Below are 25,238 nucleotides of genomic sequence, written 5' to 3' on the forward strand. Positions count from 1 at the left end.
ATGTCCGCGCTGATTGGCGTGGACATGAATACCTTATGGCGAGGGCTCTGGATAGATGACTTGGCCGGTTGCTTACTGAAGATCGACCACATCGACCAGACCGGCGAAAGCGACCTGCACTTTTTGACCCGGCTGGCCACCCAGCATGACGCCGTGGCCACCGTGAAGAAAGAGCGCCTGGTGTTCTTGCCCATCAACGGCACGCGCAGCAGCTCAGGCCAGCCCCTGGCCAAGGTCACGATCACCCGGGAGGACGGTGACCAGCACCGCTTCCACATCAGCGACCGCGACAGCTACAGCGGTGTGCGCGCCTACTGGCACGACGCAGGCCGCGCCCGCCGGCGTGGGGTGCTGGTGGGCAAGCAAGGCCATGAAAAGCGGTTGAAGGATACCTACGGCAGCGAGGCCGACGCCCTGGCTGCGGCGCGGGCCGAGATGAATCGCATTGCGCGCGGCGCCGCCAACCTGGAGCTGAACCTGGCCGTGGGGCGGCCTGAGTTGATGCCTCAGACGCCTGTCACCGTGAAAGGGTTCAAGGGCGATATTGATGCGACGGATTGGCTGGTGGTGCGGCTTGCGCATCACCTGGGGGATGGGGGACTTTCCACACGGGTGGAATTAGAGACAGGAGCCAAATCTAACGACACTGTGGGACTGGAGGATGACGAGAGTTTCTGATGGTTCTAAACATCGGGCGTCCGTTCCTTTCGCAAAACTACTGTAACCTTCGACTCTGGAATGTCGAGAGGGAGAATTGAATATGAAGTTGGTGACAGAGGAATTCGAGGGATGGCTGATTTCCGAGCGATGCCTCGCGAAGATGAATTCGATGCAGAGCGACTTTGCAGTCAGAAAAGCAGCAGACTTGCGCCAACTTGAAATTGATCAGACCTTGAAAATCTGGCGCGAATTTATTGAGTGCAGCAACGCTTCAAATGCATTCTTAGAAGCTGCAGGCATGTCAAATCCTGATTCTTGAATCCATCATCTCGCTGAATCATCAACAGTGAGCCAATTTCTGGCTTGCAAGTCATAACCAGGCACTTCATGATCCATTCAATTAGAATCGCCAACATCCGCATCAGAATTAAAATTTATGAGAACAGAAGCGGTTTCGGCCCATTGCTTTAGCTTGATAAAGCATATCGTCTGCCTGCTTGATAAGGTCACGCTGAGATACATCTGTCTGGCCGCGGTAGACGGCAACCCCGACGCTGGTGGTGATCGCAATGGTATGTTGCTCCAGAATGAAGGGGTCGAGCATGGACTCGACTATCTTGTCTGCGATGGTGTTGGCGTCGCCGTCTCCTGCCAAGCTCTCTAGGATCACCAGAAACTCGTCTCCGCCCTGTCGAGCCACCACGTCAGCACTCCTGAGCGTGCGTGACAGCCGCCCTGCAAAGGCCCGCAACAACATGTCTCCGTTCAGGTGCCCATACTGGTCATTGACCTGCTTAAATCCGTCAACATCCAGGAAAAGAACTGCCATGGGCGTTTGAGTGGCTCGGCTGCGATCCATGGCCTCTTGGCAGCGTTGCTCGAATCCTGCGCGATTCAAAAGGCCCGTTAGAGGGTCAATCTGAGCCAATTCGATCAGGCGGCGCTCCTCCAACTTCTGGGCGGTTGTGTCGACCACGATGGACACGAAGCCAAGCACCTGTTTACCATCGTCAGCAAACTGTGGAACGTAGTTCGCTCGATAGCAGCGGTAGCCCTCACGAGTGGTGATTTCGCTCTCGAAGGTCTGGGTTTCGCCCTGTAGCGTGCGCCGTATGTACTGCGATGCCTGTTGATAGGCGCCATCCCCAAGCACCTCACGAACCGTCAAACCATATAAAAGTTCCCGCTGCCGACCAAAGCTCTGTTCATATGCGCGATTGACAAACCGGTAACGCTCATGCTCATCGATATAGGACACCCGCATAGGCAGGTGATCCGTGACGATACGCAGACGCTGCTCGCTGAGTCGCAGTTCTTTCTCCGCCTTTCGATAGTCGGTGATATCGCTTCCAACGGCATAAATTCCGACAATTTCGCCAGATAAACATCGTTTTGGCACCAGCGAGATATTTAGCCAACGAAAACCTGTAGGCGTGCTCACCTTTCGCTCATAGCTGGTTGGCAAGCCCCGGAGCGCGTCTTCCAGCTTTGGCCTGACCTTTTCAAATACCACTGCGCCGAAAACTTCGGAGACGCTACGTCCTAGCATTTCAGAAGGCTCAATTTCGAGCCACTGCTTGTATGTTCTATTGGCGAAGAGAAATCGCAGGTCTCTATCAAACTCGGCCATTAAGGTCGGTGCGTTATCAGTGATTGCGCGCAGACGTTCTTCGCTGGCAGCAAGTCGCGCCTGCGCATCACGACGCTCAGTCACGTCACGTAAGATGAGTTGTGTCGTCTCCCGCCCCCGAGCATCCACATGAAGCGCGTGCTGGACTTCGACGTCCAGGTAGACACCGCCAGCTTGATACAAGCGGACATACTCCGGAGAATCCTTTGGTGACTGAGTGCTGGCCCCGATATGCCAAACCTTCAGAAGCACGCCATTGTCATGCGGGAGGTTCTGAAGCGTGAGGTGTCCCAAGGCTTCCGGCTTCACGTCGAGCATGGATCTGGCCGAGGGGTTAATTGCCTGAATAGAACCGTCAGATTCCACTTCCAGAATACCCTCGTGGGCACGCCTGAAGGATGCAGTCTGCTGACGTCGACTGGCCAGCAATTCGGCAGTGAGCCCGCACAACAACACTGTGGTGCAAGCCTGGGCAGTTAAGTAACTCCACAGAGACAACAGCCCTGCATTGGTATCTTGCTCAGCAAAAGGGCCGACACCCCGTGCGGTACCCCATGCGGCCGTCATGGACAATAACAAAACAGATATCGACGCGGCCATGATGCCGGCCCGCAATGCCAGAAGTGCGATCACGAACAAAGGCAGCGCGATCAGCGGAAACATCAACGACGGAGAAGGTAAGCCCCAGGGAGAAAATCCGAGCACGCCACAGCCCGCGACGATCAACACCAGCACCAGGTTGACGATGCCTGCCTTGCCGCTGAATGCGGTCTTGTAGTTGATCCTGTTGAGACTCAGCAGAGGGATCCCCCCCAATAAGGCCCCTACAGCATCACCGATCCACCAAATTGCCCACACATTGGTCATATTGGTGCTACCGAGCTGCTTCCCCAGGGCTAACCAGACCGCTCCATTGGATGCCGTCACCGACATGCCCAAAGCAACCGCTGCCAAGTAGAGGCAGAGGTCATAACGCCGGGTGAACACGGGATCAAATTCGAAGCGTCGCAGCAGCCGCGCTGCCAGCCAGGGCCCCAGTGCGTTGCCGCAGGCAATGCCCAATGCCATCCAGATTGGACCCCCCAGGCTAGTGTTGACCATAAAGGCCGCCAGGAAGGTGGCCAGGGCCATACCCCCGCCCCAACGGTAGCAAGCCGCAATGGCGATCCCCGTGGGTAGCCAGACCAGGGACACATGCGAACCAACGTACGGAATTTGCAGGCCAAGCTTCGCAGCTAAGTAATAGAGAAAACCGACCCCTAAAAACTTGCCGAAGAAATCGGCGACGCGATGAATTCGGGGGCGTGTATCTGTTTTTATCACTTTGAAAATCAATCAAAAACTCGCAGAGTCGCTACGCAGGACTCGACCGACGGGCAACGTTGGAGAGAGGTGCGTGGCGGACCTCTGCGGCAATTGAGACACGTCAAATAGACCTATGTGATACCACGCCATCCTGACCACTACCCGACCAGATGACAAATCGGAGCCGAAAACCGGCATCTACCTAATGATCCCAAACGGGTACACCATCTACCAAACGGCACGACCGCGTCACTTCATCAACCATCTCGATGACACTACCCATTGAGTAGGCCTCGCCTTGGTAGTGACACAGCCAAGGATCCGCTCCGCTATCTCGCTCAGCCACCAGATGCCATCCAAAGCCGCCTACAGACAACAGCAATCCAACGCTCAGCGCGCCTAAAAAAAAGCATGCGCGGTGCCCTGGCCCGAGGACGACATTGGTATCACCAACTTTTGAATGTTGGTGACAGCATCCCCCGTCACCACCTGGCCGGCATCCCGGCGAATCTCAACGCTCCGACTCAAAATCATCTCCTGGCTCGAAGCGAGCGCCGTTGGCTCGCTGCATCGGGGGATCATCTGTTCATTTGCGTTTCTTTGCAGAGCCGAAACTGAAGCTCACGGGTGCGCTGAAGGTGGCGCCGCCTTCGATCTGTTGGTGCACGTCACCACCGACGTGAATCTTTGGAATTTCAGACTTCTCTGCATTAACAAGAGGCTGGCCGCCAGGCAAAGGCGGGGCAGTCGCACAGGCAAGACTTACCTCTCGAAGACTCGCCTGACGTAGGGGACTTGAGCGCCTATAGCTGTCGAGCAAATCTGCCTCGTCAGCAGTCAAGAGACTCTCTGGGGGCTTTGAGTGCTCGCCTGTCAACACATAAAGGACGTCAACCCCGTGCTGCGCCATGCGAGCAAGGAATTCGGCGTTCGGGACCAGCGAGCCCTTCTCCCAGTCGATCTGGGACCGCTTCGAAGCGCCACCCAAAGCAGCAAAGTCGGATTGGCTCAATCTGAGGCGATCGCGCTCAGTCTTGAGACGCTCGCCCAGCAAGGTGCGCAGTTCATCACTCATCGGTATTGACAGGTGCGATATATCGCACTACATTTCTCATCACAGTGCAATTTTGAGTTTCATAAACAGGATACCGCACACCATGACCTCCCAAGTCCAAGCAGCACGCCGCGCGCCGCGAGGCGTCGTCACCGAAAAGCCCATCCCCATCCGCCTGCTGCCCGCAGAGCGTGCTGAGGTTGAGGCCTTCGCCCAAAGTGAGTCGCGGTCGCTGGCCTCGTTCTCGCGCCTGATGTTGCTGCGCGGCCTGGCCGACTTTCGCAACAAGAACGCCGCAACCTCGAACTGACCAAAGGTTTCGCGTGCCCAACGACTGGTTCACCCTTAACTCTGCGCCGATGCTTTCGGTTGACTGGGTTTTACCTCTTGTGGAGATGGCCTCATGAGGATGCGTTGCCCCCATTGCAAAAGCACGGCGCACTCGCGCACCAGCGCGCAGGTGACCGACATCACCCGCCAGGGCATTTTTGTGTGCAGCAACTACGAGTGCGGGCACACGTTCTCGGTGATCTCTACCGTGGCTCACACGATCAGCCCCAGCGCCACGCCTGACCCTGCTGTGTCGCTGCCCATCAGCAGCCATGCGCGGCGCGCGCTGATCCAGCGCCAGTTGGAGCGCATGCCCCTGGCCGACTACACGCCCACCCTCACCCCGCCGACCACGCGCGACTTGTTCGAGCTGGATCCGAGCCCCGGCTAAGCCCTAGCCGCCCTCCCCCTTCCTGTTGTTTCACCCCTGCGGTGCCTGTTCGGAGGCCCTGCGGGACTTGCTCACCCTGAAGAAAGGAAAAGTCATGTCCATCGCCCCCATCGAGGCCCCATGCGCCTCGCCAGGCGCCCAGTCTTTTGGCCGCGCCGTGGCCCACGGGTCCGTCTTGCGCCCCCATGAGAAGCCCGCAGAGAAGAGCCTGCTGCAGGTGGCCGCGTTCAAGAGCAGCCTGCCCAATGTGCCGGCCAGCGTGCAGCTGAATGCCTGGGGTGGTGCGTTCTCGGCCATTTACGTGGTGACGGCCGAAGAGGCTGAAGAGATCGCCTCGCAATTGCGGGCCGCCGCCGGCCGGGTGCGCGGCATGAATGCCGGGCTGGGTGTGCGGAGGGCTGCATGAATACCTCTGCACAAGATCCGTTGGCGGCCCTCGATCGGCTGTGGGCAACAGCCCAGGGATTCCATGGGGGCGCGAAGGTGTGCGCGGCCCTGTTGCTGGGCCTGTACAACGGCCAGCGCTTCCGCTTCGATCTGACCGACCTGCGGCTGCTGGACGAGCGCCACCTGAATGACTGCCTGGCGGTGCTGCGCATGGACGCGTGCCCGAGGGCCGAGGTGCACGACCTGCTGAACCGCCTGCATGGCGTGAGCGACATGGGCGCCCGCTTTGAGCACCTGGCCTACGACTGGTGCATGAAGGGTGCCGTGAAGAAGGCGGACCTGCCCCCACTGGTGCGGAGGCCGTCATGACCTTTCGCGTGACCCACTTCGACATGCACCACCGTCGGCGGCGCCTGGTGGTGCGCGGTGCCGGCAACCGGCTGCAGGCCCTGGCCTGGGTGGAGCAGCTTTACGGTGACGCCTGGTATCTGGCGGCAGTTCGGGTGCTGGGGGCCGCCTGATGGGCACTGTGGCTTCATCCTCGGCGGAAAGCGCCGGCGCGACGCCGACGCCCAGGGCGCTGCCCCACCGCCGCCGCTTGAACGAACTGCGCGACGAGTTTGTGCGCCGGGCCAGCCAGCAGCGCTGGTCGGATGCCGAGTCGCGGGAGTGGGCTCGGCTGGAGCATGGCCTGCGCATGTCGCTGCTGTTGCTGGCCGGGGTGGATGGCGAGCTGGCCGACCTGTCGCACCGCGACTGGCGTGAGCTGCCCGAGGCCGAGCGCATGGCGATCAAGCGCGAAGCGCGGGCCGCCCGGCAGGGCTTTCAGGCGCTGCATGCGCTGACGGGGCTTTGGTAATGGCACGGCATGTGTATATGGACTGGTATGCCGTGGAGCAGCAGCAGGCTCGGCATCTGTCCGCACGCATCAAGGCCGAGGTGCCGGCCCAGTGGGGCCGCAGCATCGACGCGATGGCCATCCGCCCGGCGTCAGACCCGGTTTGGCAGCGCTACTCGGGCTGGCTGGATCGCCTGCAGAAGTTCCGCACCGATCACCGCGAGGTCATCACCTGGAACATGCCCGACGTGGAGGTGTGCCAGCGCGCCGAGACCGTGGCCAATGAAATCGGCGAGCTGCTGAGCCTGTGGCCCACGCCGCTGAGCATGCCCGAGCAGGCCCAGTTGGTGCGCCAGGTGTGCAAGGCGCTGGGCGTGGAGCCGCCTGCAGGCGACACAGCGGCCAGCCTGGTGGAGCGCGGTAAGTCGCTGTTCTGGTGGCGGCAGGTGTTGCGCAAGAAAGTGGCGCGGCTGCTGGAGCACGGCTTTATCAAGCAGGGCCTGGTCAACTTCCGCGACGGGGCCTATGTGTCGAACGAGGCGGTGGAGCGCCGGCTGCTGCAACTCAAGCGCAATGAGGCGCTGTTGGCCAAGTGCCTGGTGCGCAATGAGGCCGGCCAGGTGTACACGCTGAAAGAGCTGGCGGCCGTGTCGGTGGCCAACCCCGAGGTGCGGCGCGGCGAGCTGATGGCGCGCATCCGGGGCTGCGAAGAGTTTGCCGATGCAGCGAGCCACGTGGGCACGTTTGCCACGCTTACCTGCCCGAGCCGGTTTCACTCGGCGCTGTTCCCGGCCAAGGGCAGCCGTCAGCCGCCGCGGCGCAACCCGAAATACGAAGGGGCCAGCCCCCGGGATGCCCAGCTTTGGCTGCGCACAATGTGGGCACGGTCGCGGGCGGAGTTTCAGCGCGAGGGGCTGCAGGTGTATGGCTTCAGGGTGGCGGAGCCGCACCACGACGGGTGCCCGCACTGGCATGCCCTGCTGTGGACAGACAGCCCCCAAGCCATGGAGCGGGTGCAGTTCATCTTGCGCAAGCACTGGCTGAGCGAAGACGGCACCCAGCCAGGCGCCCGAAAGAACCGAGCCCACTTCAAGCCCATGACCAAAGGCGGCGCGGCCGGCTACATGGTCAAGTACGTGGCCAAGAACGTGGTGGGCGGCCAGCTTGGCGAAGACGGCCAGCACCTGGATGCCCCCGGCGGCGACCAGCTCGACATGTTCAACGTGGACTCTGGCGCCGTGACCGGTGCGCAGCGGGTGGAGGCCTGGGCCTCGCTGTGGCGCATTCGGCAGTTTCAGGCCATTGGCCAGCCCCCGGTGACGGTGTGGCGCGAGATGCGCCGGGTGACGAAGGACCAGGTGGAGCACGCCCGCATGACGGGTGAGCCGCTGGCCTGGCGCACCTGGGGCGCCGTGCACCGCCATGGCGAAGAACAGGCCAGTTGGAGCCGCTACATGCAGTGCATGGGTGGCGTGTGCCGAAAGCGCACCGAGTGGACCCTGCAGGTGGCCAAGCGCTGCACCGAGGCCGTCAACCAGTACGGCGAGACCGTGCCCAAGAAGGTGGCCGTGGGGGTTGAGATGCCCTCGGGCCGCTGGCTGGTGTCTCGCAGGCAGCTGTGGAAGCGCGTGGTGGAGGGGCGTCAAAACCCCGAAAGCCGCGCCAGCATGGCGCGGCCTTGGACTGGTTTCAATAACTGTACGGCCCGCCTCACGGGCGAACTGCGCCGGGCCTTTTTAGGCCGCGGGCGCCACGAAATCGAGGACTGGACCACCCCCGCGGTGCCGATCCAGCCCGCCACCGGCCTCGGCCGGGCCCCTTCCCTGAGTTTCTGAACGACGAATCCATCACAGGAGGTATGACCATGCCCACAAAACCGACCCTGCCCCGCCTGGGCATTGCCGACAAGGCCTTCCGGTACCGCCCCGCCGTGGCGACTGACATCCGCAAGACCTTTGCCCGCCTGAAGCGCGAAGCGGCCGAGGCCCAGCGCCTGGCCACGACGGGCCAGCAGGCCCTGGCGCTGGAGCTGCCCGACACGGTGGTGGCCCTGCCCGCACGCGCCGGCCGAGGTGCCGCATGAGCCGTGCCCCCCACATCCCCCGCCCCCTTTCAACCCAACGCTCTGTGGAGAAGAACATGAGCCCACAAACTGCGACGGCCACCAGGCCGCTGATCATTGCCCTGACGGGCCGCCCCGACGTGGGCAAAGACACGGTGGCCGATGTGCTGGCCCCGGCGCATGGCTTTGCTCGCATCGCCTTTGCCGACGCCCTGCGCCGCGAGGTGGCCGAGGCCTGGCGCATCGACGCCCGGCTGCTGACGCACCGCCCCACCAAAGAAACCCCGCTGCCCGCCCTGGCCGCCGGCATGTGCAGCGACCCTGCCTTCATGCGCTGGGTGGCCGATGGCGGCGACAGCCTGACCGAGCCACGCAGCCCCCGCTGGGTGATGCAACGCTGGGCCAGCTACAAGCGCCGGTTTGTGCCCTGCTACTACGCCACCATCGTGAAGCGCTGGATCGAGCGCCAGGTGGGCACAGGCTGGACCCGCATCGTGGTGACCGACCTGCGCGACGCGGTTGAGGAGCACATGCTGCGCAACCTGGGCGCCAAGGTGGTTCGTATGCACCGCCCGCAGGTGGCCACGCTGGCGGCCGACACGGCCAGCCATGTGAGCGAGCGGCACTACACCATTCCGGCGGATGCGGACATCGTGAACGATGGGTCGTTGCAGGCGCTGGCGGAGAGCGCGCTGGAGTTGGTCAAGACCCTGACCGAATTCAAAACACCCGCAGCTCAGGGGGAGTTCTGATGTGGCTCCATACCCCCTTCACTCAATCGAGCTCTGTGCAGGCGTCGGCATGCTCGGAGAAGGCGTCCGCGCCGCATTCGCTCATCTTGGGATCGAGCACCGAACCGTTTGCTACGTGGAGCGGGAAGCCCCTGCCGCCAGCCAGCTTGTCACGCTTATGGAAGCGGGAGCCCTTGATCCGGCGCCTGTCTGGTCTGACCTGCTCACCTTCGACGGCGCAGCTTGGCGCGACTGCGTGGATCTCGTCATTGCGGGCTTCCCGTGCCAGGACCTCTCCATTGCTGGCCGCCGGGCTGGCCTGGACGGGAAGCGCTCAGGGCTCTTCTTCCGGGTTCTCGACATCGCCGACGCTTGCGGTGCGCGGGGCCTCGTTCTGGAGAACGTCGCAGGCATCGCTACTGCCACCGCCTCCGTTGTGGACGAAGCCGAAGGGGCTCTCGAAGAACGCGCCGCCGCCCGCGTCCTGGGAGAACTGGCCGACCGCGGGTGGCATGCGGAATGGATCACTTTGTCAGCAGCCGATGTGGGTGCCAGCCATGGGCGGGCCCGGTGGTTCTGCTTTGCCTGGCGCATGGAGCACCCCTTGTGCGCACGATGGGCGCAGACCCGGGCCGGATCTGAGGTCCACCCAGGGTGCCAATCTGAACCGGGAGGCGTCGACCTGGATGACGCCCAGTGTTTCAAATTCTCAAGGGAACCAGTACACGCGAGACCAGGGGGCTGCAGGTGCCGAGCGGCTGACGCTGACGGGCCAGGCAATGAACTGGACCACGCCTTCAGCGTCGGACGGCGATCGAGGCGGCCGGATGACGCCGGCCATGACGGGCAGCTCGCTGACCCAGCAGGTGGGGTCATGGCCCACGCCAACGGCGCAGGACTGCGAGCAATCCGGCGGGGCGATGTGCACGGCAACCGGGAGACGGGGGCAGTCACTGTGGCACGCCGCGACCGCAGAATGGCCGACCCCGGCCAGCAGGGATTTCCGGACGCCAAACAGCCAGGAAAGCCAGGCGCGCCGCCAGCACTCCGGCGGCGAGCAGCTTCCGAACTTCGTGGAGCACCACTTTTCGCACCCGGTCCTATCGACCCTCGATGGCCGTCCATTGTCGCCAACAGGCCGGACCTTGCCCCGGCGGTTGAACCCGGCGTTCGCATGCTGGCTGATGGGATGGCCTATCTGGTGGACGAATCCCGCACTCACCAGCTCCGTCAGGTCGGAAATGGCGTTGTACCGCTGCAGGCTGCAGCAGCACTTGTGCAGCTTCTTCGGCGAGCCGGCCAGGCTTGAGGGTTTGAAATCCGCCACCTCGGTATCAAACAGCAAGGACAGCGCCGCAGCACCACTGCGGGCCCCAGAGCAACAGACAGGTGGTATCGCATGAGCACATCCATTTTTCTAACACCAGCAGAAATCGCTGAGCTGACAGGTATCCGCCAGGGAAGCGCTGGAAAGACCAAGACCCAGCGGCAGGCCATCGCGCTGAAAAGCATGGGCGTGCCCCACTACGTCAACGCAGCCGGGCTTCCAATTGTTGCAAGAGCAACTATTGAGGGGGTGGGCGCTGCGATGAACAAGACCGCAATCCAGGCGTTGGACACCTGGGAACCAGCAACCCATTGAGACAAACGAATGCCCAAACTCACAGCAACACCAGGCCTGCGAGCCCGCAAGCAACGCTCGGGCAAGGTCTATTACTACTTTGGCACGGCGGGGGAGAAAGAAATTCCTCTCGGCGCCGACTACCTCACAGCAGTACAGAAGTGGGCTGACATCACGAAGGCCAACGTCAAGATCGGCGCGACCTTCATTGATGTGATCGATCGCTACGAGCGCGAGGTACTGCCTACCCTGGCGAAAACCACCCAGGCCACCCAGAAGTACGACATTCGTCATCTGAGAGAGTTTTTCAGCAAACCGCGGCCTGCCCCGCTGGACGCGATCAAGCCGGCCCACATTGCCCGATTACTGGACTGGAAGAAATCACAGCCCCAGACCGCCAATCGGCTCAAGCGGCTGTTCAGCAGCATGTTCAATCGCGCCAGAGGCTGGGGATACACCGAGCGGCCAAACCCTGTCACCGGGATCAGGGGGCTTCCGGTGGGCAGAAGAGAGGTCTACGTGACCGACGCGGTCTTTCGCGCGATCTGGGAGCAAGCCAGCCCGCCCATCCGCGATGCCATGGATCTGGCCTACCTGACCGGGCAACGGCCTGCCGACACTCGCAACATGACTGACGAGGACATCGCCGACGGAACGATCCCCACCCGACAGGGAAAGACAGGGGCCATGGTTCGCGTACGGATCGAGGGCGAGCTGGCCGAGTTGGTCAAGCGCATTCAGGCGCGCAAGGAGGGCTACAAAATCTGGACGTCCTACCTGCTGGTGTCGGAGCGCGGCAGACCCATGTCCAAGCAGATGGTGCGCGACGGGTTCGACGCAGCTCGTGAAGCAGCCGCATTGGCCAACCCCGACTTGACCAACGCAATCCGGGAAGCTTGGCTGTACGACCTACGGGCAAAAGCCGCTGACGACACAGCGGACCTGCGCGGCGAGCAAGGTGCTGCAGACCTGCTGGGCCACGCCAGCGTGGCCACCACGAAGAGGCACTATCTGCGCCGGGGTAAGATCGTGCCCCCTACGAGGTGACAAATTGCGCCAGTTCGTGGGGCATAATCGCGCAGCCTCTCGCGGCTATTATGAAGCGCTTCAAAACGCGCTCACAAAAAGATAGCATCAAACGCAGTGTTCATGCGGCTGCCCGTAGCTCAGTTGGATAGAGCAACAGCCTTCTAAGCTGTGGGTCACAGGTTCGATTCCTGTCGGGCAGGCCAATCATCCAAAGACCAGGCCAACGGGTTCAGGCTTTGAGCCTCGACGCGGCGTGTACACCAGGCCAGTGCGAAGTCTCGCGGCGGCGGCCGCCTTACATTTCTTATCAAAGAGACACTTGAAGTTGGCGCCTGGCGGACCAGAATGACGCATGGACTCATCAGATGCTCAGTTGCGCCAATTGCGTCTGGCCGTGCACGATGCGCTCGCCGGGCTGGACGAATTGATCTTGCTGCTCAAGATTGCCCAACGCACGCCCGAAGCCCAGGAGGCCGAAGCCCTTACCCGCCAGGCACTCGCCCTGACTCTGTCTGACGGCCGTCAAAAAAATAATAAAACATAATCAATTCAGTATTGAATTAACAGCCTGCCCCTCTGCAACGGGCGGTCTTTACTGAACTTTCGCCTGCCTCAAAAATTTCTCAAAAAAACTGTCAACCAAGTCTGCGGGCCTTTCGTTGTAGCTCCATCCACGGAGATTTCAAATGAATTCCAGCTTCGCCAAACAACCTGTCAACGCCTGGCCCCACGACGATCGCGATCGCAAGCGCAGCCCTCAGCGTTGACCCCTGGCCAGGGGAGCCCTCTTCCCCCAATGGCCCAATCCCCACGACACCTCCCAAAAGCGCCTTGATAGGCGCTTTTTGTCGTTGATTCATTGACCTTGCTGCACTGCAACAGTGTCTTCCCGCAACCATCGCTCACCGGCATTCGCGATGGCTGCCGCCCCCAAGCGCGAGGGCTGGGGTGTCCCCGCTCCGTCACGCCCCTGATGTAGGAATTGCTACATTGACGCAAAATGCCGGGATGCAACTCAACTTCATCGCCAACGCATCGGTGCCCAGTTCTTCGGGCAAAACCCTGCCAGTGATCGATCCCTCGGACGGGCAGGTCTTTGATCATCTTCAGCGCAGCAACGCCCAGGACATCGACGACGCCGTCCGGGCCGCACGCCAGTGCTACGACACGGTCTGGGGCAAGCTGAGTGCCGCTGAGCGTGGCCGCCTGCTGATGCGCCTGTCGGTCAAGGTGGGAGAACATGCCGATGAACTGGCAGCCCTGGAACAACGCGATTGCGGCAAGCCCACCAAGCAGGCACGGGCCGATGCCCTGGCCCTGGTGCGCTATTTCGAGTTCTACGCCGGCGCAGCCGACAAGTTTCACGGCGAAACCATTCCCTACCAAGATGGTTACAGCGTGCTCACCTGGCGTGAGCCACACGGCGTGACCGGCCACGTGATTCCCTGGAACTACCCGATGCAGATCTTTGGCCGCAGCGTGGGCGGTGCTCTGGCGGCGGGCAATGTGTGCGTGGTCAAGCCGGCCGAAGACGCTTGTCTGTCGCTGATCCGGGTGGCCCAATTGGCCGCCGAGGTGGGGTTTCCGGCCGGCGCTCTGAACATCGTCACGGGCTACGGCCACGAGGTGGGTGACGCCCTGGCGCGCCACCCGGGTATCGACCACATCAGCTTCACAGGCAGTCCCAAGGTGGGCACGCTGATCCAGCAGGTGGCCGCCGAGCGCCATTGCCCGGTCACCCTGGAACTGGGCGGCAAGAGCCCTCAGATCATTTTTGAAGATGCCGACCTGGACGCCGCCGTGCCGGTGATCATCAATGCGATCGTTCAGAACGCGGGTCAGACCTGCTCGGCGGGCTCGCGCGTGCTGATCCAGGACAGCATCTACGAGCCCCTGCTGGAACGCCTGGGCCACGCCTTTGAGGCCCTGCGCGTGGGTCCGGCCCACCTGGATCTGGATGTCGGTCCCTTGATTCGCCAGACCCAGCAGCAGCGGGTCTGGGATTTTCTGTCCGATGCCCAGGTGGCCGGCATCTCGATGGTGGCCCAGGGCCGGGTGGTTGAAGAAGCACCTGAAACCGGCTACTACCAGGCCCCCACCCTGTTGCGTGATGTGCCGGTGGATCACCGCCTGGCCCAGGAAGAGGTCTTCGGCCCCGTGCTGGCCGCCATGCGCTTTCGCGATGAAGACCATGCCGTGGAACTGGCCAACGCCACCCACTTCGGGCTGGTGGCCGGGGTCTGGACACGCGATGGCGGGCGCCAGTTCCGCATGGCCAAGCGCCTGCGCTGTGGCCAGGTGTTCATCAACAACTATGGTGCCGGCGGAGGTGTCGAGCTGCCCTTCGGCGGGGTCAAGTCCTCGGGTTACGGCCGTGAAAAAGGCTTCGAGGCCCTCTATGGCTTCACCACCCTGAAGACCGTCGCCATTCGCCACGGTTAAGGCCCCTCAGTTCATTTCATCTCAGGTTTTCTTCGCCCAGCGGCGGTAGACCGGCCCATCCGGCCGATCCCGCCGCAGCAGACCCCTCTGGAGACTTTTCATGCGTGTGAATCAAAAATCGATCATCGTGACAGGCGCCGGCAACGGCATCGGTGAAGGCATTGCCAAGCGCCTGGCCGCTGAAGGCGCCCGAGTGCTGGTCAACGACGTCAACGAGGCCGGCGGCCAACGGGTGGTGGCCGAAATCACCGCTGCAGGCGGCACCGCCGCATTCTTCAAGGCGGACGTCACACGCTCGGACGAGGTCAAGGCCCTGGTGGACGAAGCAGTTCGCCTCTACGGCAAGCTGGACGCCATGGTGAACAACGCCGGCTGGACCCACCGCAATCGCCCCGCCCTGGAAGTGACTGAGGAAGAATTCGACCGCTGCTTCTCCATCAACGTGAAGAGCATCTACCTGGCCACCTTGCACGCCACGCCTGTGTTCCGCGCCCATGGGGGTGGCAGCTTCATCAACATCGCCTCGACCGCGGGTGTGCGTCCCCGCCCAGGGCTGACCTGGTACAACGGCTCCAAGGGTGCCGTCATCACCATCAGCAAGTCGCTCGCCGCGGAGTTGGGGCCGGACAACATCCGGGTGAACTGCATCAACCCCGTGTTCAACCCCGATACCGGGCTGGCCGCCGAATTCGCCGGTGGCCCGGTCGATGACGCCCGGCGCGCCAAATTTCTGGCCACCATCCCGCTGGGCCGGTTCTCGACGGCACTCGACGTCGCCAACGCCGCCCTGTACCTGGCCTCGGACGACGCTGCATTCATCTCCGGCGTCTGTATCGAAGTGGACGGCGCCCGCTGCGTCTGATCTGCCAGCCGGCCCAACCGGCCTCATGGATTTCCCCCATGAGGCCCGTCGGGGCTCTGCTTCTGGTGTACCGTTGCGCGCATGACCGGGGTGCTTGATCAAAGAGCACCCGACCGCTCCCCCTGCCCGCATGACAGAACGATCCCCCTCCCCGTCCGTACCTCGCATCATCCCTGTGGCCGACTGGCGCCAGCCAGGACCGCGGGGCGCCGAAACCCAGCCGCTGATCCCGGCGCAGGGTCAGCTTCATGATCGCCTGCACCGCCCCTTGCGGGATTTGCGCATCAGCGTGACCGATCGGTGCAACTTCCGTTGCAGCTACTGCATGCCCAAGGAAGTGTTCGACAAAAACTACCCCTACCTGCCCCATGCCTCCCTGCTGAGCTTCGAGGAGATCACGCGCGTGGCCGAGCAATTCCTGGCCCACGGCGTGCGCAAGATCCGGCTGACCGGCGGTGAGCCCCTGCTGCGCAAGAACCTCGAACACCTGATCGAGATGCTCGCCGCGCTGCGCACCCCCGATGGGCTGCCCCCCGACCTCACCCTGACCACCAATGGCTCGCTTCTGGCGCGCAAGGCCCAGGCGCTGCGCCAGGCCGGCCTGCAGCGTGTCACCGTCAGCCTCGATGGCCTGGACGACGCGGTGTTCCGCCGCATGAACGATGTGGATTTCCCGGTGGCCGATGTGCTGGCGGGCATTGAAGCCGCCCGTGATGCCGGCCTGGGTGTGCAAGGCGGATTGAAAGTGAACATGGTGGTCAAACGTGGCACCAACGAGCACGAGATCCTGCCCATGGCGCGCTACTTCCGTGGCCGAGGCGTGACCCTGCGCTTCATTGAGTACATGGACGTGGGTGCAACCAACGGCTGGTGCATGGACGAAGTGCTGCCCTCGGCCCAGGTGATCGACCTGCTGAAGACCGAGTTCCCTCTGGTGCCGCTCGAAGCAGCTGCCCCAGGCGAAACCGCCCAACGCTGGGGCCATGCCAACCCGGCGGGCGAGTGGGATCCCGCCCTGGGCGAGGTCGGCGTGATCAGCAGCGTCACCCAGGCCTTTTGCCACGACTGCAACCGAGCCCGCCTGTCCACCGAAGGCCAAATCTACCTGTGCCTGTTTGCCACCCAGGGTCACGATCTGCGGGGCCTGCTGCGCAACGGTGCCAGTGATGCCGAGCTGGCCTCAGCCATTGGCCACATCTGGCAAGGCCGCAGTGATCGCTACTCTGAACTGCGCGCCAGTCTGCCTGCCGAAGCCTCGGCACCGGCCAACGTCAGTCGCCGCGTCGAGATGAGTTACATCGGCGGTTGACGCCGCCCTGTCATGGCTTTCCATTCAAGCGACATTCAGGCCCCGATCGGGCCAGAGCAAATCACTGGACTGGTCCTGGCCGGGGGTCTGGGCCAGCGCATGGGCCAAGAAAAAGGCCTGGTGTCACTGCAAGGCCAGGCCCTGGCCTGGCATGCCCTGCAGCGCCTGCGCCCCCAGGTAGGCCCGTTGGCCCTCAACGCCAACCGCCAGTTGGCGCAATACCAGGCCCTGGGTGTTCCTGTCTGGGCCGATGCACCAGCCGATGAGCCGCAAGGCCCGCTGGCTGGCATGCTCTGCGGTCTGCGCCATTGCCAGACCGATTGGCTGCTGACAGTACCCTGCGATGTGCCCAATTTTCCGCACGATCTCGCTGATCGGCTGGTGCAGGCCCTGGGCTCACCGCCCAAAGCCTTGGCCACGGTGCGGGCCTTTACCCCTGATGAAGGCGCTGCCGGCACACCGCCAGCGACATCCCAGGGCCGCCCTGGCCCCTGGCGTCAGCCGGTGTTCTGTCTGCTGCATCGCAGTCTGGAAGGCGATCTGGCCCAGTGGTTGCATGAAGGCGGGCGCAAGGTGGGTGCCTGGCTGGGGCGACACACCCCAGGCGAGGCCGTGTTTGATCGGCCGCAGGATCAGCCGCGCGACTTCACCAACGTCAACACCCCGGCAGAGCTGGCCCGCCTGGCCTGAACCAGCCGGCCGCACGGTCAAGCCTGAGGCGTCTGACGGGCCAGGGCGGCCACCAGCGGCTTGTCAACACGCCCCAGCAATCCCTCATCACGCAAACCCGCGCGGTTGAGCAGCAGCACGCTCACCGCCTGCAAACGCGGGTACACGCGCCACTCGCCGTAATGCCCCACACCCCCGCCTGCGTGCCCACACCAGTGCTGCCCTTCCAGCCAGCCAGTGAAACCGCCCAGGCTTCGCGCCGGCCCCACCATGGGCACCGAATCAAACAAACCTGAGGGGCAGCCGCTGCTGGCCAGCGCTTGACGCCCCAGCAGACCTTGCAAGCTGGCCGCCACACCAGCGGCATTGCCGATCAAACCGCTGCAGGCTTGGGCATCGGCCTGATGGTGCTCCAATCGCACCCAGGCGCTGCTCACCCCTGCCACAAAACGGTCCCGGTCGAGCACCCAGGCCAACACGGGGTTCAACCACCCCCAGCGAGGCAAGGTGCCCCGGGCGTGGTGGGCAGGATCGGGGCGATCAAAGCTCAGATGGCCGCTCGCCAAGGCCTCGCCGCCCAGCAAGCCCTGCGCCTGCAGATAGCCCGGCAAGGTCTGCCGGCTGACCGCGCGAAGCACCTGCCCCAACCACAGATGGCCGATCGGCGAGTAACGGTACGCACCGCCCGGCGAACGCACCGGTCGCCCGTGCTCCAACAGCAAGGCTTCGGCCACCTTGGGCGGATCAAAACTGTCGCGGCCCAGGTGAATCCAGGCCAGGGGATTGGGGTTGGCAAACCCCGCCGTGTGCAACAAGGCCTGGCGAACGGTCGCGCCGCCCAACTCAACGTGCTCGGGCAGGTAGGCTTGCAAGGGTTCGTCCAGAGCCAGCAGCCCGGTCTGCACGCCACGCAACACCGCAGCGGCTGTCCACAGCTGGGTGGCCGAATGCAAGTTGAAGCGGTGGCTCGCCTGCAAGACCTCGCCCGTGCCGGGATCGGCCAGGCCCGCCTGAAAGGACAACAAGGCCTGGGGCCCCTGCATGAACAGGTACTGCACGCCCGGGCTGTTGCCCGCCGTCAACAGCGTCTGCAATGAATGGCGCGCGGCCTCAACCGCCGGCGCCTGCGGATCGACATCCATCTCCCTCACTCCCAAAGCATCGGGCCAGGCCCGTGGGCCACAGGATACGGCGCCTCATGGGCCGCTGGCCATACACCTCCGAGGGCGTTGCTGCCAGACGACGCCGTCAAACCACTGTCACCCGGCATGCAGGGCACTCAGCGCCGGCCCAGGGCCTTTTCGACCCCCATGTTGGCCAGTGCGTCGGCGCGCTCATTGCCCGGATCGCCGGCATGCCCTTTCACCCAACGCCACTCGATCTGGTGACCACCGGTGGACACCAGCGCGTCCAGACGCTGCCACAACTCTGCGTTCTTCACAGGCTGCTTGGCAGCGGTCTTCCAGCCCTTGGCTTTCCAGCCGTGGATCCATTCGGTGATGCCCTTGCGCACATATTCGCTGTCCAGGAACAAGGTGACCTGGCAGGGCCGCTTGAGCGCCGTCAGCGCCTCGATCACAGCCATCATCTCCATGCGGTTGTTGGTGGTGCCCAATTCACCACCGAACAATTCTTTTTCGAAGCTGCCCGATTTCAGCAACACGCCCCAGCCACCGGGGCCAGGGTTGCCCTTGCAGGCGCCATCGGTATAGATCACAACATGGTTCAAAACTCAAAATCCTTCTGATTCAAAACGAGACACCGACGGCTGGCCAGCCGCCTGGGTGGGTTGGTGATGCTGGCGGTTCACGGCGGGCACTGACACGCCCGCCGGGCGACGTGAGGTCTTCCAGGCTGGCCCCAGCAGGCGCATGCCCCGTACGCGTTTGACGGCCACCAAGCAATAGGCCGCGCCGAAAATCGGCCACCAGCGCGGGCCGGCTCGGTCCATCCATTCAAACCGACGCAGCCACTGGTCGCTGTCGACCGCAGGCCGGTAACAGCCGAAGTCGGCCTCTTCGACCTCAAAACTCAACAGCCGCAGCCAATCCCGCAGCCGAAGGTAGCCCAGAAAATCCCCCGCGCCTGGCAGGTACAACTGCCCGCAGCCAAAGCGTTGATACAGGTGCTCGCGCCGTTGCCGCGCCCCCCACAGGCTGGTCGGGTTGAAGCAGCAGATCACGACCCGCCCCTCCGGTACCAGCACCCGGGCCACCTCGCGCAAAGTGGTGTGCGGGTCGTGCGACACCTCCAGTGTGTGGGGCAATACCACCAGATCAAGACTGGCCTCCGGAAAAGGCAGCGCTGCAAAATCTGTCACCAGGGCTGCGCGCAGGCCACCCGGGGCGGCTTGTACCGCGGCGCTGTCAACGGCCAGCCACTGGTGCGGCATGCGGTTGCGCCGCAGGGCGTCCAGCTCGGGCAGACCCAGCTGCAAGCTGTGGTAGCCAAAAATATCAGCCACCGCCGCATCGATGCGCGCCTGCTCCCAGGCCATCAGGTAGCGCCCGGGCGGGGTCTGAAACCATTCGTGAAGCGACTGCATGAGCGGGCTGAAAATGCGAAACTCGGCGGCTTGGGCACGCGGGTCGGTGCCGTGAAACCCGGAACAGACGCACCGGGGACAAGCCCCAGAGCATAGCGCCTGCCATCCCCCTGCCAGCCCCTCAACTTTCTATAATCCGCCCGTCCATGACCACACATCTCATTCCCCTGCCGGCTTTTGCGGACAACTACATCTGGCTGCTGCACGACGGTCGGCGGGCACTGGTGGTCGATCCGGGCGATGCCCAGCCCGTGTTGGACGCCCTGGCTGGTCACCCCGGCCTCCAGCTGGAGGCCATTTTGCTGACCCACCACCATGCCGATCACACCGGCGGTGTGTCCGCCTTGCAGGCCCAGACCGGCGCCCGCGTGCTGGGCCCCGCAGGCGAAAAATTACCCGAGCCCGTCACCCGGCTGAACGCGGGTGACCGCCTGGAGGCCGCCGGCTATGATTTTCAGGTGATTGGCGTACCCGGCCACACGGCGGGGCACATTGCCTACTACCTGGAGCGCCCTGGCAGCGAACCGTCAGGCCCCCTGCTCTTTTGTGGCGACACCCTGTTCTCGGGCGGCTGCGGTCGCCTGTTTGAAGGCACCCCGGCCCAGATGCTGGCGTCGCTGGACCGTCTGAGCGCCCTGCCAGGCGACACCCGAGTGTGCTGCGCCCACGAGTACACCCTGTCGAACCTGCGTTTTGCGCTGGCCGTCGAACCCCACAACCAGGCCCTGGTCGATCACCAGGCCCAATGCATCGCACGGCGTGCTCGGCACGAACCCACCCTGCCGTCCACCATCGCTCTGGAGCAATCCATCAACCCCTTCCTGCGCTCGCGCCTGCCCTCGGTGATCGAGGCCGTGCAAGCTCAGGCCCCAGACACCTCCGGCGCCGACGACGCCGCCGTGTTCGCGCAACTGCGCGAATGGAAAAACGACTTCAAATGAAATTGCTCACCGCGGCCTGCCTGGCCGCCCTGTTGTGGCTGACCGGCTGTGCCAGCGCACCCAACCCCAACCCGGCCAGCCCGGAGGCAACCGCCTCCAGCACGACCAGCGCTGCCACCCGACCGTCCGCGCCCCGCTCCCCCATGACCATGACGCTGGGGGGAGCCAACCCCTTGCAACCGATTGCTGCGGCCGAAGCGTACTCGCGCCCCGTAGCCCAGCTGGCGGCACCATCCGACATCTGGGAGCGCATCCGGGCCGGCTTTGCCATGCCCGACCTCGAGACCGACCTCGTGCACGACCGGGAGCAGTGGTATACCGCACGGCCCGACTACCTCAACCGCATGACCGAGCGTTCGCGCAAGTACCTCTTCCACATCGTCGAAGAACTTGAGCGCCGTGGCATGCCCACCGAACTGGCCCTGCTGCCCTACATCGAAAGTGCCTTCAACCCGCAGGCAGTCTCATCGGCGAAGGCTGCCGGCATGTGGCAGTTCATGCCCGCCACCGGAACCACCTTCGACCTCAAGCAAAACGTTTTTCGCGATGACCGGCGCGACGTGCTGGCCTCCACCCGGGCTGCGCTCGATTACCTGCAAAAGCTCTACAACATGTTTGGCGACTGGCACCTCGCCCTGGCTGCCTACAACTGGGGCGAAGGCAGCGTGGCACGGGCCATCGCGCGCAACCAGAAGCAAGGCCTGGGCACCCGCTACGTCGACCTGAGCATGCCCAACGAAACCCGTTATTACGTGCCCAAGCTGCAGGCCGTGAAAAACATCGTGGCCAACCCGGAGCTGTTCCGCGCCGAACTGGCCCTGATCCCCAACCACCCTTATTTCGAAACGGTGGACATCCCGGGCGATATCGACGTCGCCCTGGCCGCCAAGCTGGCCGAGGTGCCGCTGGACGACTTCAAGGCGCTCAACCCTTCGGTGCACCGCCCTGTGATTCTCGCGGCTGGCACGCCGCAGATTCTGCTGCCCTGGGACAACGCCACCATCTTCAAGCGCAACCTTGAGACCTACCACGAGCGCCTGGCCACCTGGACAGCCTGGACGGCCCCCAGCACCATGTCGGTGGCTTCGGCCGCCCAACGCGTGGGCATGAGCGAGTACGACCTGCGCAACGTGAACAACATCCCGCCCCGCATGTTGATCAAGGCGGGTTCAGCGCTGATCGTGCCGCGGCTGGGCGCACTCGACAACGACGTGGGCAGCCTCGTTGCCGATGCCGGCCAACTGGCACTGGCGCCCGAAATCACCACCCGCCGCACGGTCGTCAAGGCCGGCCGCAAAGACACCGTGCTCAGCATCGCCCAGCGCTACAAGCTCACCGTCGGGCAAGTGGCCGATTGGAACGACACCAAGACCTCGGCGGCCTTCAAGGTGGGCCAGTCGGTGATCGTGTACCTGCCCTACCAGCCACGCACCACGAGCTTCGCCAGCCACAGTGGCTCGGCCAGCCATGCGAAGAGCCCGCCCTCGCGCGCCGCGGTGTCCAACACCAGCAGCCGACCCACACGCCAGCCAGCACGCAGTGCGGCGGCACCCAGCCGGGGCACGCCAGCAGCAGCCTCATCCCGCCACAAGCGCTGAGCCACTTGCCGCCTTCAGCACGGCGCCAACGGCGCCAGGCAGCCTGTTGCTTGAATGCCTTGGCGACCGCCTTCAGGCCTTGAGCAGGTCTTTGGCCCGCCGGGCAAATTCGTTGGTGTAGAGGCGTGTGAGTTCCGTGCGTTCAGGGCGGATCGAGGGATCCACCGCCGCCAGGGCTCGCAACGCGGTGCGAGGGCCGTCGTCCGGCACCAGCCCATCGGGCGAGATGGCCTCACGCATCTTGCCAAAAGCCGCGAGATACAGCGCCCGGTCGCCCAGCAGGTAGCTCTCGGGCACCGCTTGCAACAGGTCGGACGGGCCGGCCGTCTGCAACCACTTCAGCGCCCGGACCATCGCATAGGTCATGGCTTGCACCGTGCGCGGGTTCTTCTGGATGAAGGCCACAGGGGCAAACAGACACCCGGCCGGCATGGGGCCACCAAACACCTCGGCGCTGCCACGCAGGGTGCGGGTGTCGGCCACCACCTGCACCTCGTTCTTCTGGGTCAGCATCGTCATCACGGGGTCCACGCTGCTCAGCGCGTCAATGCTGCCCGAGCGCAAGGCGGCGAGCGCGCTGCTGCCCACCCCCACCGCCACCGTGTTGATGTCGGCCATGGGCAGGCCGGCACGGGCCAACAGCAGGCGGCAGACCGTGTCGGTGGACGAGCCAGGGGTGGACACCCCGATGCGACGCCCACGCAGATCCGCCAGGCCCTTGTAGCGCGGCAAGGTGCGGTGCGACACCCCCACCACCACCTGTGGGGCCCGCCCCTGCAGCACAAAGGCCTTGACGGGCAGGCCACGGCTTTGCAGGCGCAACGTGTGCTCGAAGGCGCCTGAGCAAATGTCGGCTCCGCCATCGACAAAGGCCTGCAAGGCCCGGGCACCGCCCTGGAAATCAAGAATCTGTACGTCCAGGCCTTCGGCCTTGAAATACCCCAGTTGCTCAGCGATGGTCAGCGGCAGGTAATAGAACGTGGCCTTGCCACCCACCGCAATCGACACCGTGCTGCGCTCCGGCGCGGCCTGGGCCCGCAACAGCGGGGTGGCCAAAGCCGTGGCCGCCAGCGTCAGAACGCCGCCGAACACACGGCGGTTCAGCCCCAGGGGCGGCCTCATCCTGAAATCTCCTCACGGGGCTGGTAACGCTTCAACATACGACGGAATGAAAAAAATACCCGCATCGGATTCACGCCGTGCGGGTTGGGACCACAGTGTGCCATCTGCCTGTGTCACGGCCATTTCAAGACCGTAGCAAGTGCTCTGTTCTGCCAGGGCATTCAGTGGTAACCGATGAAAAGAATCACCAGGTTCAACAACATCCCCACAGCCCAGGCCGCGCTGCGGGCACTGGAAAGACCACCGACATACATCGTGATGTAGAGGACGCGGGTCAGCACGTACAGAAAGGCCAGGATGTCGAGCAAGGTCTGTGCCGCGCCAAGCTGGTGCGCAATGATGACCGCCGCCATGAAAAACGGCAGGCCCTCGAAGCTGTTGGCCTGGGCTGCATTGGCCCGCGCCCGCCAGTCGGTCTGCCGGGCCATCCATTGACGAGGGTGGTCGTTGTCGTAACCGCCCTGGTTGCGAGGCTTGCCCAGCAAGCCCGACTTGGCAATGCCGGCACACACATAGGGAAGCAGCGCGGCCGCCAGCAGGCACCAGTAGGCGACCGTGAAACGGACGAAATGAAGAGTGTTCATGACAGAAATCTGATCTCGCGGGGCTGTCCCGTGGGCGCAAGGGCCTGCCATGGCCCAGGCATGGCGTGGCTCGGTAGAGCCTAACCCCTCATTACATCACGGGTCGACAGGTGCCGAAGGCAGAAAGGACGCACTGGCGACTCCGGGGACCCTCAACGACGATCCGCCAGCGCGTGGGCAATGGTGCCCAGGTCCACGTATTCCAACTCGCTGCCCACCGGCACCCCGCGGGCCAGGCGTGTCACCCGCAGTCCGCGGGTGCGCAGGCCCTCGCCCACCACATGGGCGGTGGCTTCACCTTCCGCAGTGAAATTGGTGGCCAGGATCACCTCTTGCACCACGCCATCACAGGCCCGCTGAAACAACAGATCGATCCCGATCTCATGGGGCCCGATGCCATCCAGCGGGCTGATGCGGCCCAACAGCACAAAGTACAGGCCCTTGTAGGCCCCGGTGCGCTCCAGCGCAGCCTGGTCTGCCGGCGACTCGACCACGCACAGGCGTGTGGCATCGCGTGCCGGATCGAGGCAAGTGGCACACACCGGCTGCTGGGTGAAGGTGTGACAGCGCTCGCAATGGCGCATGCTGGCACTGGCCTCAAGCAGGGCATGGGCCAGCATCTGAGCGCCCTCACGGTCGTTTTGCAACAGGTGATAGGCCATGCGTGAGGCCGACTTGACGCCCACCCCCGGCAAGCGTCGCAACGCCTGCACCAGCGCGTCCAGCGAGTGCGTGTCCGAACTCATGGCCTCAGTGCCGCAATGCGGCCCAGCAAAGACAAGGCGGTGGATCTCAGAACGGGAACTTCATGCCGCCTGGCAGGCCAGGCATGCCGGCCGTGAGCTTGGACATCTTCTGCTCCGAGGTTTCCTCGGCCTTGCGCACGGCCGCATTGAAAGCCGCCGCCACCAGGTCTTCAAGCATGTCCTTGTCATCGGCCAGCAGGCTGGGGTCGATGGTGACGCGCTTGACGTCGTGCTTGCAGGTCATCAGCACCTTCACCAGGCCCGCGCCCGACTCACCTTCGACTTCGATGTGGGCGAGTTCTTCCTGGGCCTTCTTGAGGTTGTCCTGCATGGCCTGGGCCTGCTTCATGAGGCCGGCGAGTTGTCCCTTGTTGAACATGAT

At 63.6% G+C, this 25,238-nt stretch carries 30 protein-coding genes, 1 tRNA gene and 1 pseudogene; 22 read left to right on the forward strand and 10 right to left on the reverse strand.

The window, feature by feature from the left end:
* Both AC07PT_RS16905 and AC07PT_RS16910 read left to right on the forward strand, forming a co-directional pair.
* Window positions 1-678 (forward strand): contractile injection system protein, VgrG/Pvc8 family (locus AC07PT_RS16905; protein ID WP_494657438.1); only part of this gene is annotated, 678 nt, incomplete at its 5' end.
* Window positions 679-760: 82 nt separating this feature from the next.
* Complete coding sequence (locus AC07PT_RS16910; RefSeq protein ID WP_494657439.1) at window positions 761-979, forward strand: hypothetical protein; 219 nt, start codon at window positions 761-763, stop codon at window positions 977-979.
* A gap of 108 nt (window positions 980-1,087) precedes the next feature.
* Here the strand turns inward: AC07PT_RS16910 and AC07PT_RS16915 are convergent, their stop codons facing one another.
* Together AC07PT_RS16915 and AC07PT_RS16920 are read right to left on the reverse strand one after the other, a co-directional pair.
* Window positions 1,088-3,625 (reverse strand): sensor domain-containing diguanylate cyclase, encoded by a 2,538-nt coding sequence (locus AC07PT_RS16915; protein WP_494657440.1) that lies wholly within the window; start codon window positions 3,623-3,625, stop codon window positions 1,088-1,090.
* 556 nt (window positions 3,626-4,181) lie between these two features.
* Window positions 4,182-4,670 carry a helix-turn-helix domain-containing protein gene (locus AC07PT_RS16920; RefSeq protein ID WP_494657441.1) on the reverse strand — a complete coding sequence of 163 codons (489 nt, stop codon included), beginning with the start codon at window positions 4,668-4,670 and terminating at the stop codon, window positions 4,182-4,184.
* Between the two features lie 82 nt (window positions 4,671-4,752).
* Here AC07PT_RS16920 and AC07PT_RS16925 point away from each other — a divergent pair, with 82 nt between their 5' ends.
* The 10 genes and pseudogenes from AC07PT_RS16925 to AC07PT_RS16970 all read left to right on the forward strand — a co-directional run.
* Complete coding sequence (locus AC07PT_RS16925) at window positions 4,753-4,959, forward strand: hypothetical protein (protein ID WP_494657442.1); 207 nt, start codon at window positions 4,753-4,755, stop codon at window positions 4,957-4,959.
* A gap of 93 nt (window positions 4,960-5,052) precedes the next feature.
* The gene (locus tag AC07PT_RS16930; protein ID WP_494657443.1) at window positions 5,053-5,370 is read left to right on the forward strand and encodes an Ogr/Delta-like zinc finger protein; all 318 of its coding nucleotides are present in this window, start codon (window positions 5,053-5,055) and stop codon (window positions 5,368-5,370) included.
* Between the two features lie 94 nt (window positions 5,371-5,464).
* Window positions 5,465-5,776: a hypothetical protein gene (locus AC07PT_RS16935; protein WP_494657444.1), complete on the forward strand. Its 312-nt coding sequence runs from the start codon at window positions 5,465-5,467 to the stop codon at window positions 5,774-5,776.
* A complete protein-coding gene (locus AC07PT_RS16940) occupies window positions 5,773-6,126 on the forward strand; it encodes a DUF7673 family protein (RefSeq protein WP_494657445.1) in 354 nt (117 codons plus the stop codon). Before AC07PT_RS16935 ends, AC07PT_RS16940 begins: the two co-directional genes overlap by 4 nt.
* Window positions 6,123-6,278: a hypothetical protein gene (locus AC07PT_RS16945; protein WP_494657446.1), complete on the forward strand. Its 156-nt coding sequence runs from the start codon at window positions 6,123-6,125 to the stop codon at window positions 6,276-6,278. Before AC07PT_RS16940 ends, AC07PT_RS16945 begins: the two co-directional genes overlap by 4 nt.
* 8 nt (window positions 6,279-6,286) lie before the next feature.
* A complete protein-coding gene (locus AC07PT_RS16950) occupies window positions 6,287-6,616 on the forward strand; it encodes a hypothetical protein (protein ID WP_494657447.1) in 330 nt (109 codons plus the stop codon).
* Between the two features lie 17 nt (window positions 6,617-6,633).
* Window positions 6,634-8,430: a replication endonuclease gene (locus AC07PT_RS16955; RefSeq protein WP_494657448.1), complete on the forward strand. Its 1,797-nt coding sequence runs from the start codon at window positions 6,634-6,636 to the stop codon at window positions 8,428-8,430.
* 29 nt (window positions 8,431-8,459) lie between these two features.
* Window positions 8,460-8,678 (forward strand): hypothetical protein, encoded by a 219-nt coding sequence (locus tag AC07PT_RS16960; RefSeq protein WP_494657449.1) that lies wholly within the window; start codon window positions 8,460-8,462, stop codon window positions 8,676-8,678.
* Between the two features lie 56 nt (window positions 8,679-8,734).
* Window positions 8,735-9,409, forward strand: coding sequence for a deoxynucleotide monophosphate kinase family protein (locus AC07PT_RS16965; protein WP_494657450.1), 675 nt, complete (start codon window positions 8,735-8,737; stop codon window positions 9,407-9,409).
* 49 nt (window positions 9,410-9,458) lie between these two features.
* Window positions 9,459-9,932 (forward strand): annotated as a pseudogene (locus AC07PT_RS16970) (DNA cytosine methyltransferase); the annotation flags it as partial.
* A gap of 165 nt (window positions 9,933-10,097) precedes the next feature.
* Here the strand turns inward: AC07PT_RS16970 and AC07PT_RS16975 are convergent.
* Window positions 10,098-10,733 carry a hypothetical protein gene (locus AC07PT_RS16975; protein ID WP_494657558.1) on the reverse strand — a complete coding sequence of 212 codons (636 nt, stop codon included), beginning with the start codon at window positions 10,731-10,733 and terminating at the stop codon, window positions 10,098-10,100.
* Between the two features lie 54 nt (window positions 10,734-10,787).
* Here AC07PT_RS16975 and AC07PT_RS16980 point away from each other — a divergent pair, with 54 nt between their 5' ends.
* The 8 genes from AC07PT_RS16980 (at window position 10,788) to mobA (ending at window position 17,341) form a co-directional block, all read left to right on the forward strand.
* Window positions 10,788-11,030: a DUF4224 domain-containing protein gene (locus tag AC07PT_RS16980; protein WP_494657451.1), complete on the forward strand. Its 243-nt coding sequence runs from the start codon at window positions 10,788-10,790 to the stop codon at window positions 11,028-11,030.
* A 9-nt stretch (window positions 11,031-11,039) separates the two neighbouring features.
* Entirely contained in the window at window positions 11,040-12,056 is a 1,017-nt protein-coding gene (locus AC07PT_RS16985) for a tyrosine-type recombinase/integrase (protein ID WP_494657452.1), read from the forward strand.
* A 108-nt stretch (window positions 12,057-12,164) separates the two neighbouring features.
* A tRNA-Arg gene (locus tag AC07PT_RS16990) sits at window positions 12,165-12,241 on the forward strand.
* A 149-nt stretch (window positions 12,242-12,390) separates the two neighbouring features.
* Window positions 12,391-12,582, forward strand: coding sequence for a hypothetical protein (locus AC07PT_RS16995; protein ID WP_494657453.1), 192 nt, complete (start codon window positions 12,391-12,393; stop codon window positions 12,580-12,582).
* Window positions 12,583-13,046: 464 nt separating this feature from the next.
* Window positions 13,047-14,480, forward strand: coding sequence for an aldehyde dehydrogenase family protein (locus AC07PT_RS17000; RefSeq protein ID WP_492346386.1), 1,434 nt, complete (start codon window positions 13,047-13,049; stop codon window positions 14,478-14,480).
* A gap of 100 nt (window positions 14,481-14,580) precedes the next feature.
* Window positions 14,581-15,342, forward strand: a complete 762-nt coding sequence (locus AC07PT_RS17005) for an SDR family oxidoreductase (RefSeq protein WP_494657454.1) — start codon at window positions 14,581-14,583, stop codon at window positions 15,340-15,342.
* 130 nt (window positions 15,343-15,472) lie between these two features.
* Window positions 15,473-16,651 (forward strand): GTP 3',8-cyclase MoaA, encoded by a 1,179-nt coding sequence (gene moaA / locus AC07PT_RS17010; protein WP_492346384.1) that lies wholly within the window; start codon window positions 15,473-15,475, stop codon window positions 16,649-16,651.
* Between the two features lie 12 nt (window positions 16,652-16,663).
* On the forward strand, window positions 16,664-17,341 hold the full coding sequence (mobA, locus tag AC07PT_RS17015) for a molybdenum cofactor guanylyltransferase MobA (RefSeq protein WP_494657455.1): 678 nt from the start codon (window positions 16,664-16,666) through the stop codon (window positions 17,339-17,341).
* A gap of 17 nt (window positions 17,342-17,358) precedes the next feature.
* On the opposite strand, the gene AC07PT_RS17020 is transcribed toward mobA, so the two are convergent.
* From AC07PT_RS17020 to AC07PT_RS17030, 3 genes are all read right to left on the reverse strand, one after another.
* Complete coding sequence (locus AC07PT_RS17020) at window positions 17,359-18,462, reverse strand: serine hydrolase domain-containing protein (protein WP_494657456.1); 1,104 nt, start codon at window positions 18,460-18,462, stop codon at window positions 17,359-17,361.
* A 137-nt stretch (window positions 18,463-18,599) separates the two neighbouring features.
* Window positions 18,600-19,049 (reverse strand): ribonuclease HI, encoded by a 450-nt coding sequence (gene rnhA, locus AC07PT_RS17025; protein WP_027478648.1) that lies wholly within the window; start codon window positions 19,047-19,049, stop codon window positions 18,600-18,602.
* 3 nt (window positions 19,050-19,052) lie between these two features.
* Window positions 19,053-19,865, reverse strand: coding sequence for a class I SAM-dependent methyltransferase (locus AC07PT_RS17030; RefSeq protein WP_492346381.1), 813 nt, complete (start codon window positions 19,863-19,865; stop codon window positions 19,053-19,055).
* Between the two features lie 146 nt (window positions 19,866-20,011).
* Here AC07PT_RS17030 and gloB point away from each other — a divergent pair, with 146 nt between their 5' ends.
* Both gloB and AC07PT_RS17040 read left to right on the forward strand, forming a co-directional pair.
* The gene (gene gloB, locus AC07PT_RS17035) at window positions 20,012-20,806 is read left to right on the forward strand and encodes a hydroxyacylglutathione hydrolase (RefSeq protein WP_494657457.1); all 795 of its coding nucleotides are present in this window, start codon (window positions 20,012-20,014) and stop codon (window positions 20,804-20,806) included.
* On the forward strand, window positions 20,803-22,404 hold the full coding sequence (locus tag AC07PT_RS17040) for a transglycosylase SLT domain-containing protein (RefSeq protein WP_494657458.1): 1,602 nt from the start codon (window positions 20,803-20,805) through the stop codon (window positions 22,402-22,404). Before gloB ends, AC07PT_RS17040 begins: the two co-directional genes overlap by 4 nt.
* 72 nt (window positions 22,405-22,476) lie before the next feature.
* Here AC07PT_RS17040 and AC07PT_RS17045 read toward each other — a convergent pair whose 3' ends face one another.
* The 4 genes from AC07PT_RS17045 to AC07PT_RS17060 form a co-directional block, all read right to left on the reverse strand.
* A complete protein-coding gene (locus AC07PT_RS17045) occupies window positions 22,477-23,526 on the reverse strand; it encodes an ABC transporter substrate-binding protein (RefSeq protein WP_494657459.1) in 1,050 nt (349 codons plus the stop codon).
* A gap of 161 nt (window positions 23,527-23,687) precedes the next feature.
* Complete coding sequence (locus AC07PT_RS17050) at window positions 23,688-24,110, reverse strand: MAPEG family protein (RefSeq protein WP_019573283.1); 423 nt, start codon at window positions 24,108-24,110, stop codon at window positions 23,688-23,690.
* A gap of 152 nt (window positions 24,111-24,262) precedes the next feature.
* Complete coding sequence (recR, locus tag AC07PT_RS17055) at window positions 24,263-24,856, reverse strand: recombination mediator RecR (protein WP_492346376.1); 594 nt, start codon at window positions 24,854-24,856, stop codon at window positions 24,263-24,265.
* Window positions 24,857-24,902: 46 nt separating this feature from the next.
* The gene (locus AC07PT_RS17060; protein ID WP_027478655.1) at window positions 24,903-25,235 is read right to left on the reverse strand and encodes a YbaB/EbfC family nucleoid-associated protein; all 333 of its coding nucleotides are present in this window, start codon (window positions 25,233-25,235) and stop codon (window positions 24,903-24,905) included.
* Window positions 25,236-25,238 lie beyond the last annotated feature (3 nt).

The sequence above is a fragment of the Curvibacter sp. GW821-FHT09D12 genome (assembly GCF_059416245.1).

Coding starts and splice junctions, on each gene's coding strand:
- AC07PT_RS16910 (WP_494657439.1), top strand. CDS start 761: ATGAAGTTGGTGACAGAGGAATTCGAGGGATGGCTGATTTCCGAGCGA.
- AC07PT_RS16920 (WP_494657441.1), bottom strand. CDS start 4,670: ATGAGTGATGAACTGCGCACCTTGCTGGGCGAGCGTCTCAAGACTGAG.
- AC07PT_RS16925 (WP_494657442.1), top strand. CDS start 4,753: ATGACCTCCCAAGTCCAAGCAGCACGCCGCGCGCCGCGAGGCGTCGTC.
- AC07PT_RS16930 (WP_494657443.1), top strand. CDS start 5,053: ATGAGGATGCGTTGCCCCCATTGCAAAAGCACGGCGCACTCGCGCACC.
- AC07PT_RS16935 (WP_494657444.1), top strand. CDS start 5,465: ATGTCCATCGCCCCCATCGAGGCCCCATGCGCCTCGCCAGGCGCCCAG.
- AC07PT_RS16940 (WP_494657445.1), top strand. CDS start 5,773: ATGAATACCTCTGCACAAGATCCGTTGGCGGCCCTCGATCGGCTGTGG.
- AC07PT_RS16945 (WP_494657446.1), top strand. CDS start 6,123: ATGACCTTTCGCGTGACCCACTTCGACATGCACCACCGTCGGCGGCGC.
- AC07PT_RS16955 (WP_494657448.1), top strand. CDS start 6,634: ATGGACTGGTATGCCGTGGAGCAGCAGCAGGCTCGGCATCTGTCCGCA.
- AC07PT_RS16960 (WP_494657449.1), top strand. CDS start 8,460: ATGCCCACAAAACCGACCCTGCCCCGCCTGGGCATTGCCGACAAGGCC.
- AC07PT_RS16965 (WP_494657450.1), top strand. CDS start 8,735: ATGAGCCCACAAACTGCGACGGCCACCAGGCCGCTGATCATTGCCCTG.
- AC07PT_RS16980 (WP_494657451.1), top strand. CDS start 10,788: ATGAGCACATCCATTTTTCTAACACCAGCAGAAATCGCTGAGCTGACA.
- AC07PT_RS16985 (WP_494657452.1), top strand. CDS start 11,040: ATGCCCAAACTCACAGCAACACCAGGCCTGCGAGCCCGCAAGCAACGC.
- AC07PT_RS16995 (WP_494657453.1), top strand. CDS start 12,391: ATGGACTCATCAGATGCTCAGTTGCGCCAATTGCGTCTGGCCGTGCAC.
- AC07PT_RS17000 (WP_492346386.1), top strand. CDS start 13,047: ATGCAACTCAACTTCATCGCCAACGCATCGGTGCCCAGTTCTTCGGGC.
- AC07PT_RS17005 (WP_494657454.1), top strand. CDS start 14,581: ATGCGTGTGAATCAAAAATCGATCATCGTGACAGGCGCCGGCAACGGC.
- moaA (WP_492346384.1), top strand. CDS start 15,473: ATGACAGAACGATCCCCCTCCCCGTCCGTACCTCGCATCATCCCTGTG.
- mobA (WP_494657455.1), top strand. CDS start 16,664: ATGGCTTTCCATTCAAGCGACATTCAGGCCCCGATCGGGCCAGAGCAA.
- AC07PT_RS17020 (WP_494657456.1), bottom strand. CDS start 18,462: ATGGATGTCGATCCGCAGGCGCCGGCGGTTGAGGCCGCGCGCCATTCA.
- AC07PT_RS17030 (WP_492346381.1), bottom strand. CDS start 19,865: ATGCAGTCGCTTCACGAATGGTTTCAGACCCCGCCCGGGCGCTACCTG.
- gloB (WP_494657457.1), top strand. CDS start 20,012: ATGACCACACATCTCATTCCCCTGCCGGCTTTTGCGGACAACTACATC.
- AC07PT_RS17040 (WP_494657458.1), top strand. CDS start 20,803: ATGAAATTGCTCACCGCGGCCTGCCTGGCCGCCCTGTTGTGGCTGACC.
- AC07PT_RS17045 (WP_494657459.1), bottom strand. CDS start 23,526: ATGAGGCCGCCCCTGGGGCTGAACCGCCGTGTGTTCGGCGGCGTTCTG.
- AC07PT_RS17050 (WP_019573283.1), bottom strand. CDS start 24,110: ATGAACACTCTTCATTTCGTCCGTTTCACGGTCGCCTACTGGTGCCTG.
- recR (WP_492346376.1), bottom strand. CDS start 24,856: ATGAGTTCGGACACGCACTCGCTGGACGCGCTGGTGCAGGCGTTGCGA.
- AC07PT_RS17060 (WP_027478655.1), bottom strand. CDS start 25,235: ATGTTCAACAAGGGACAACTCGCCGGCCTCATGAAGCAGGCCCAGGCC.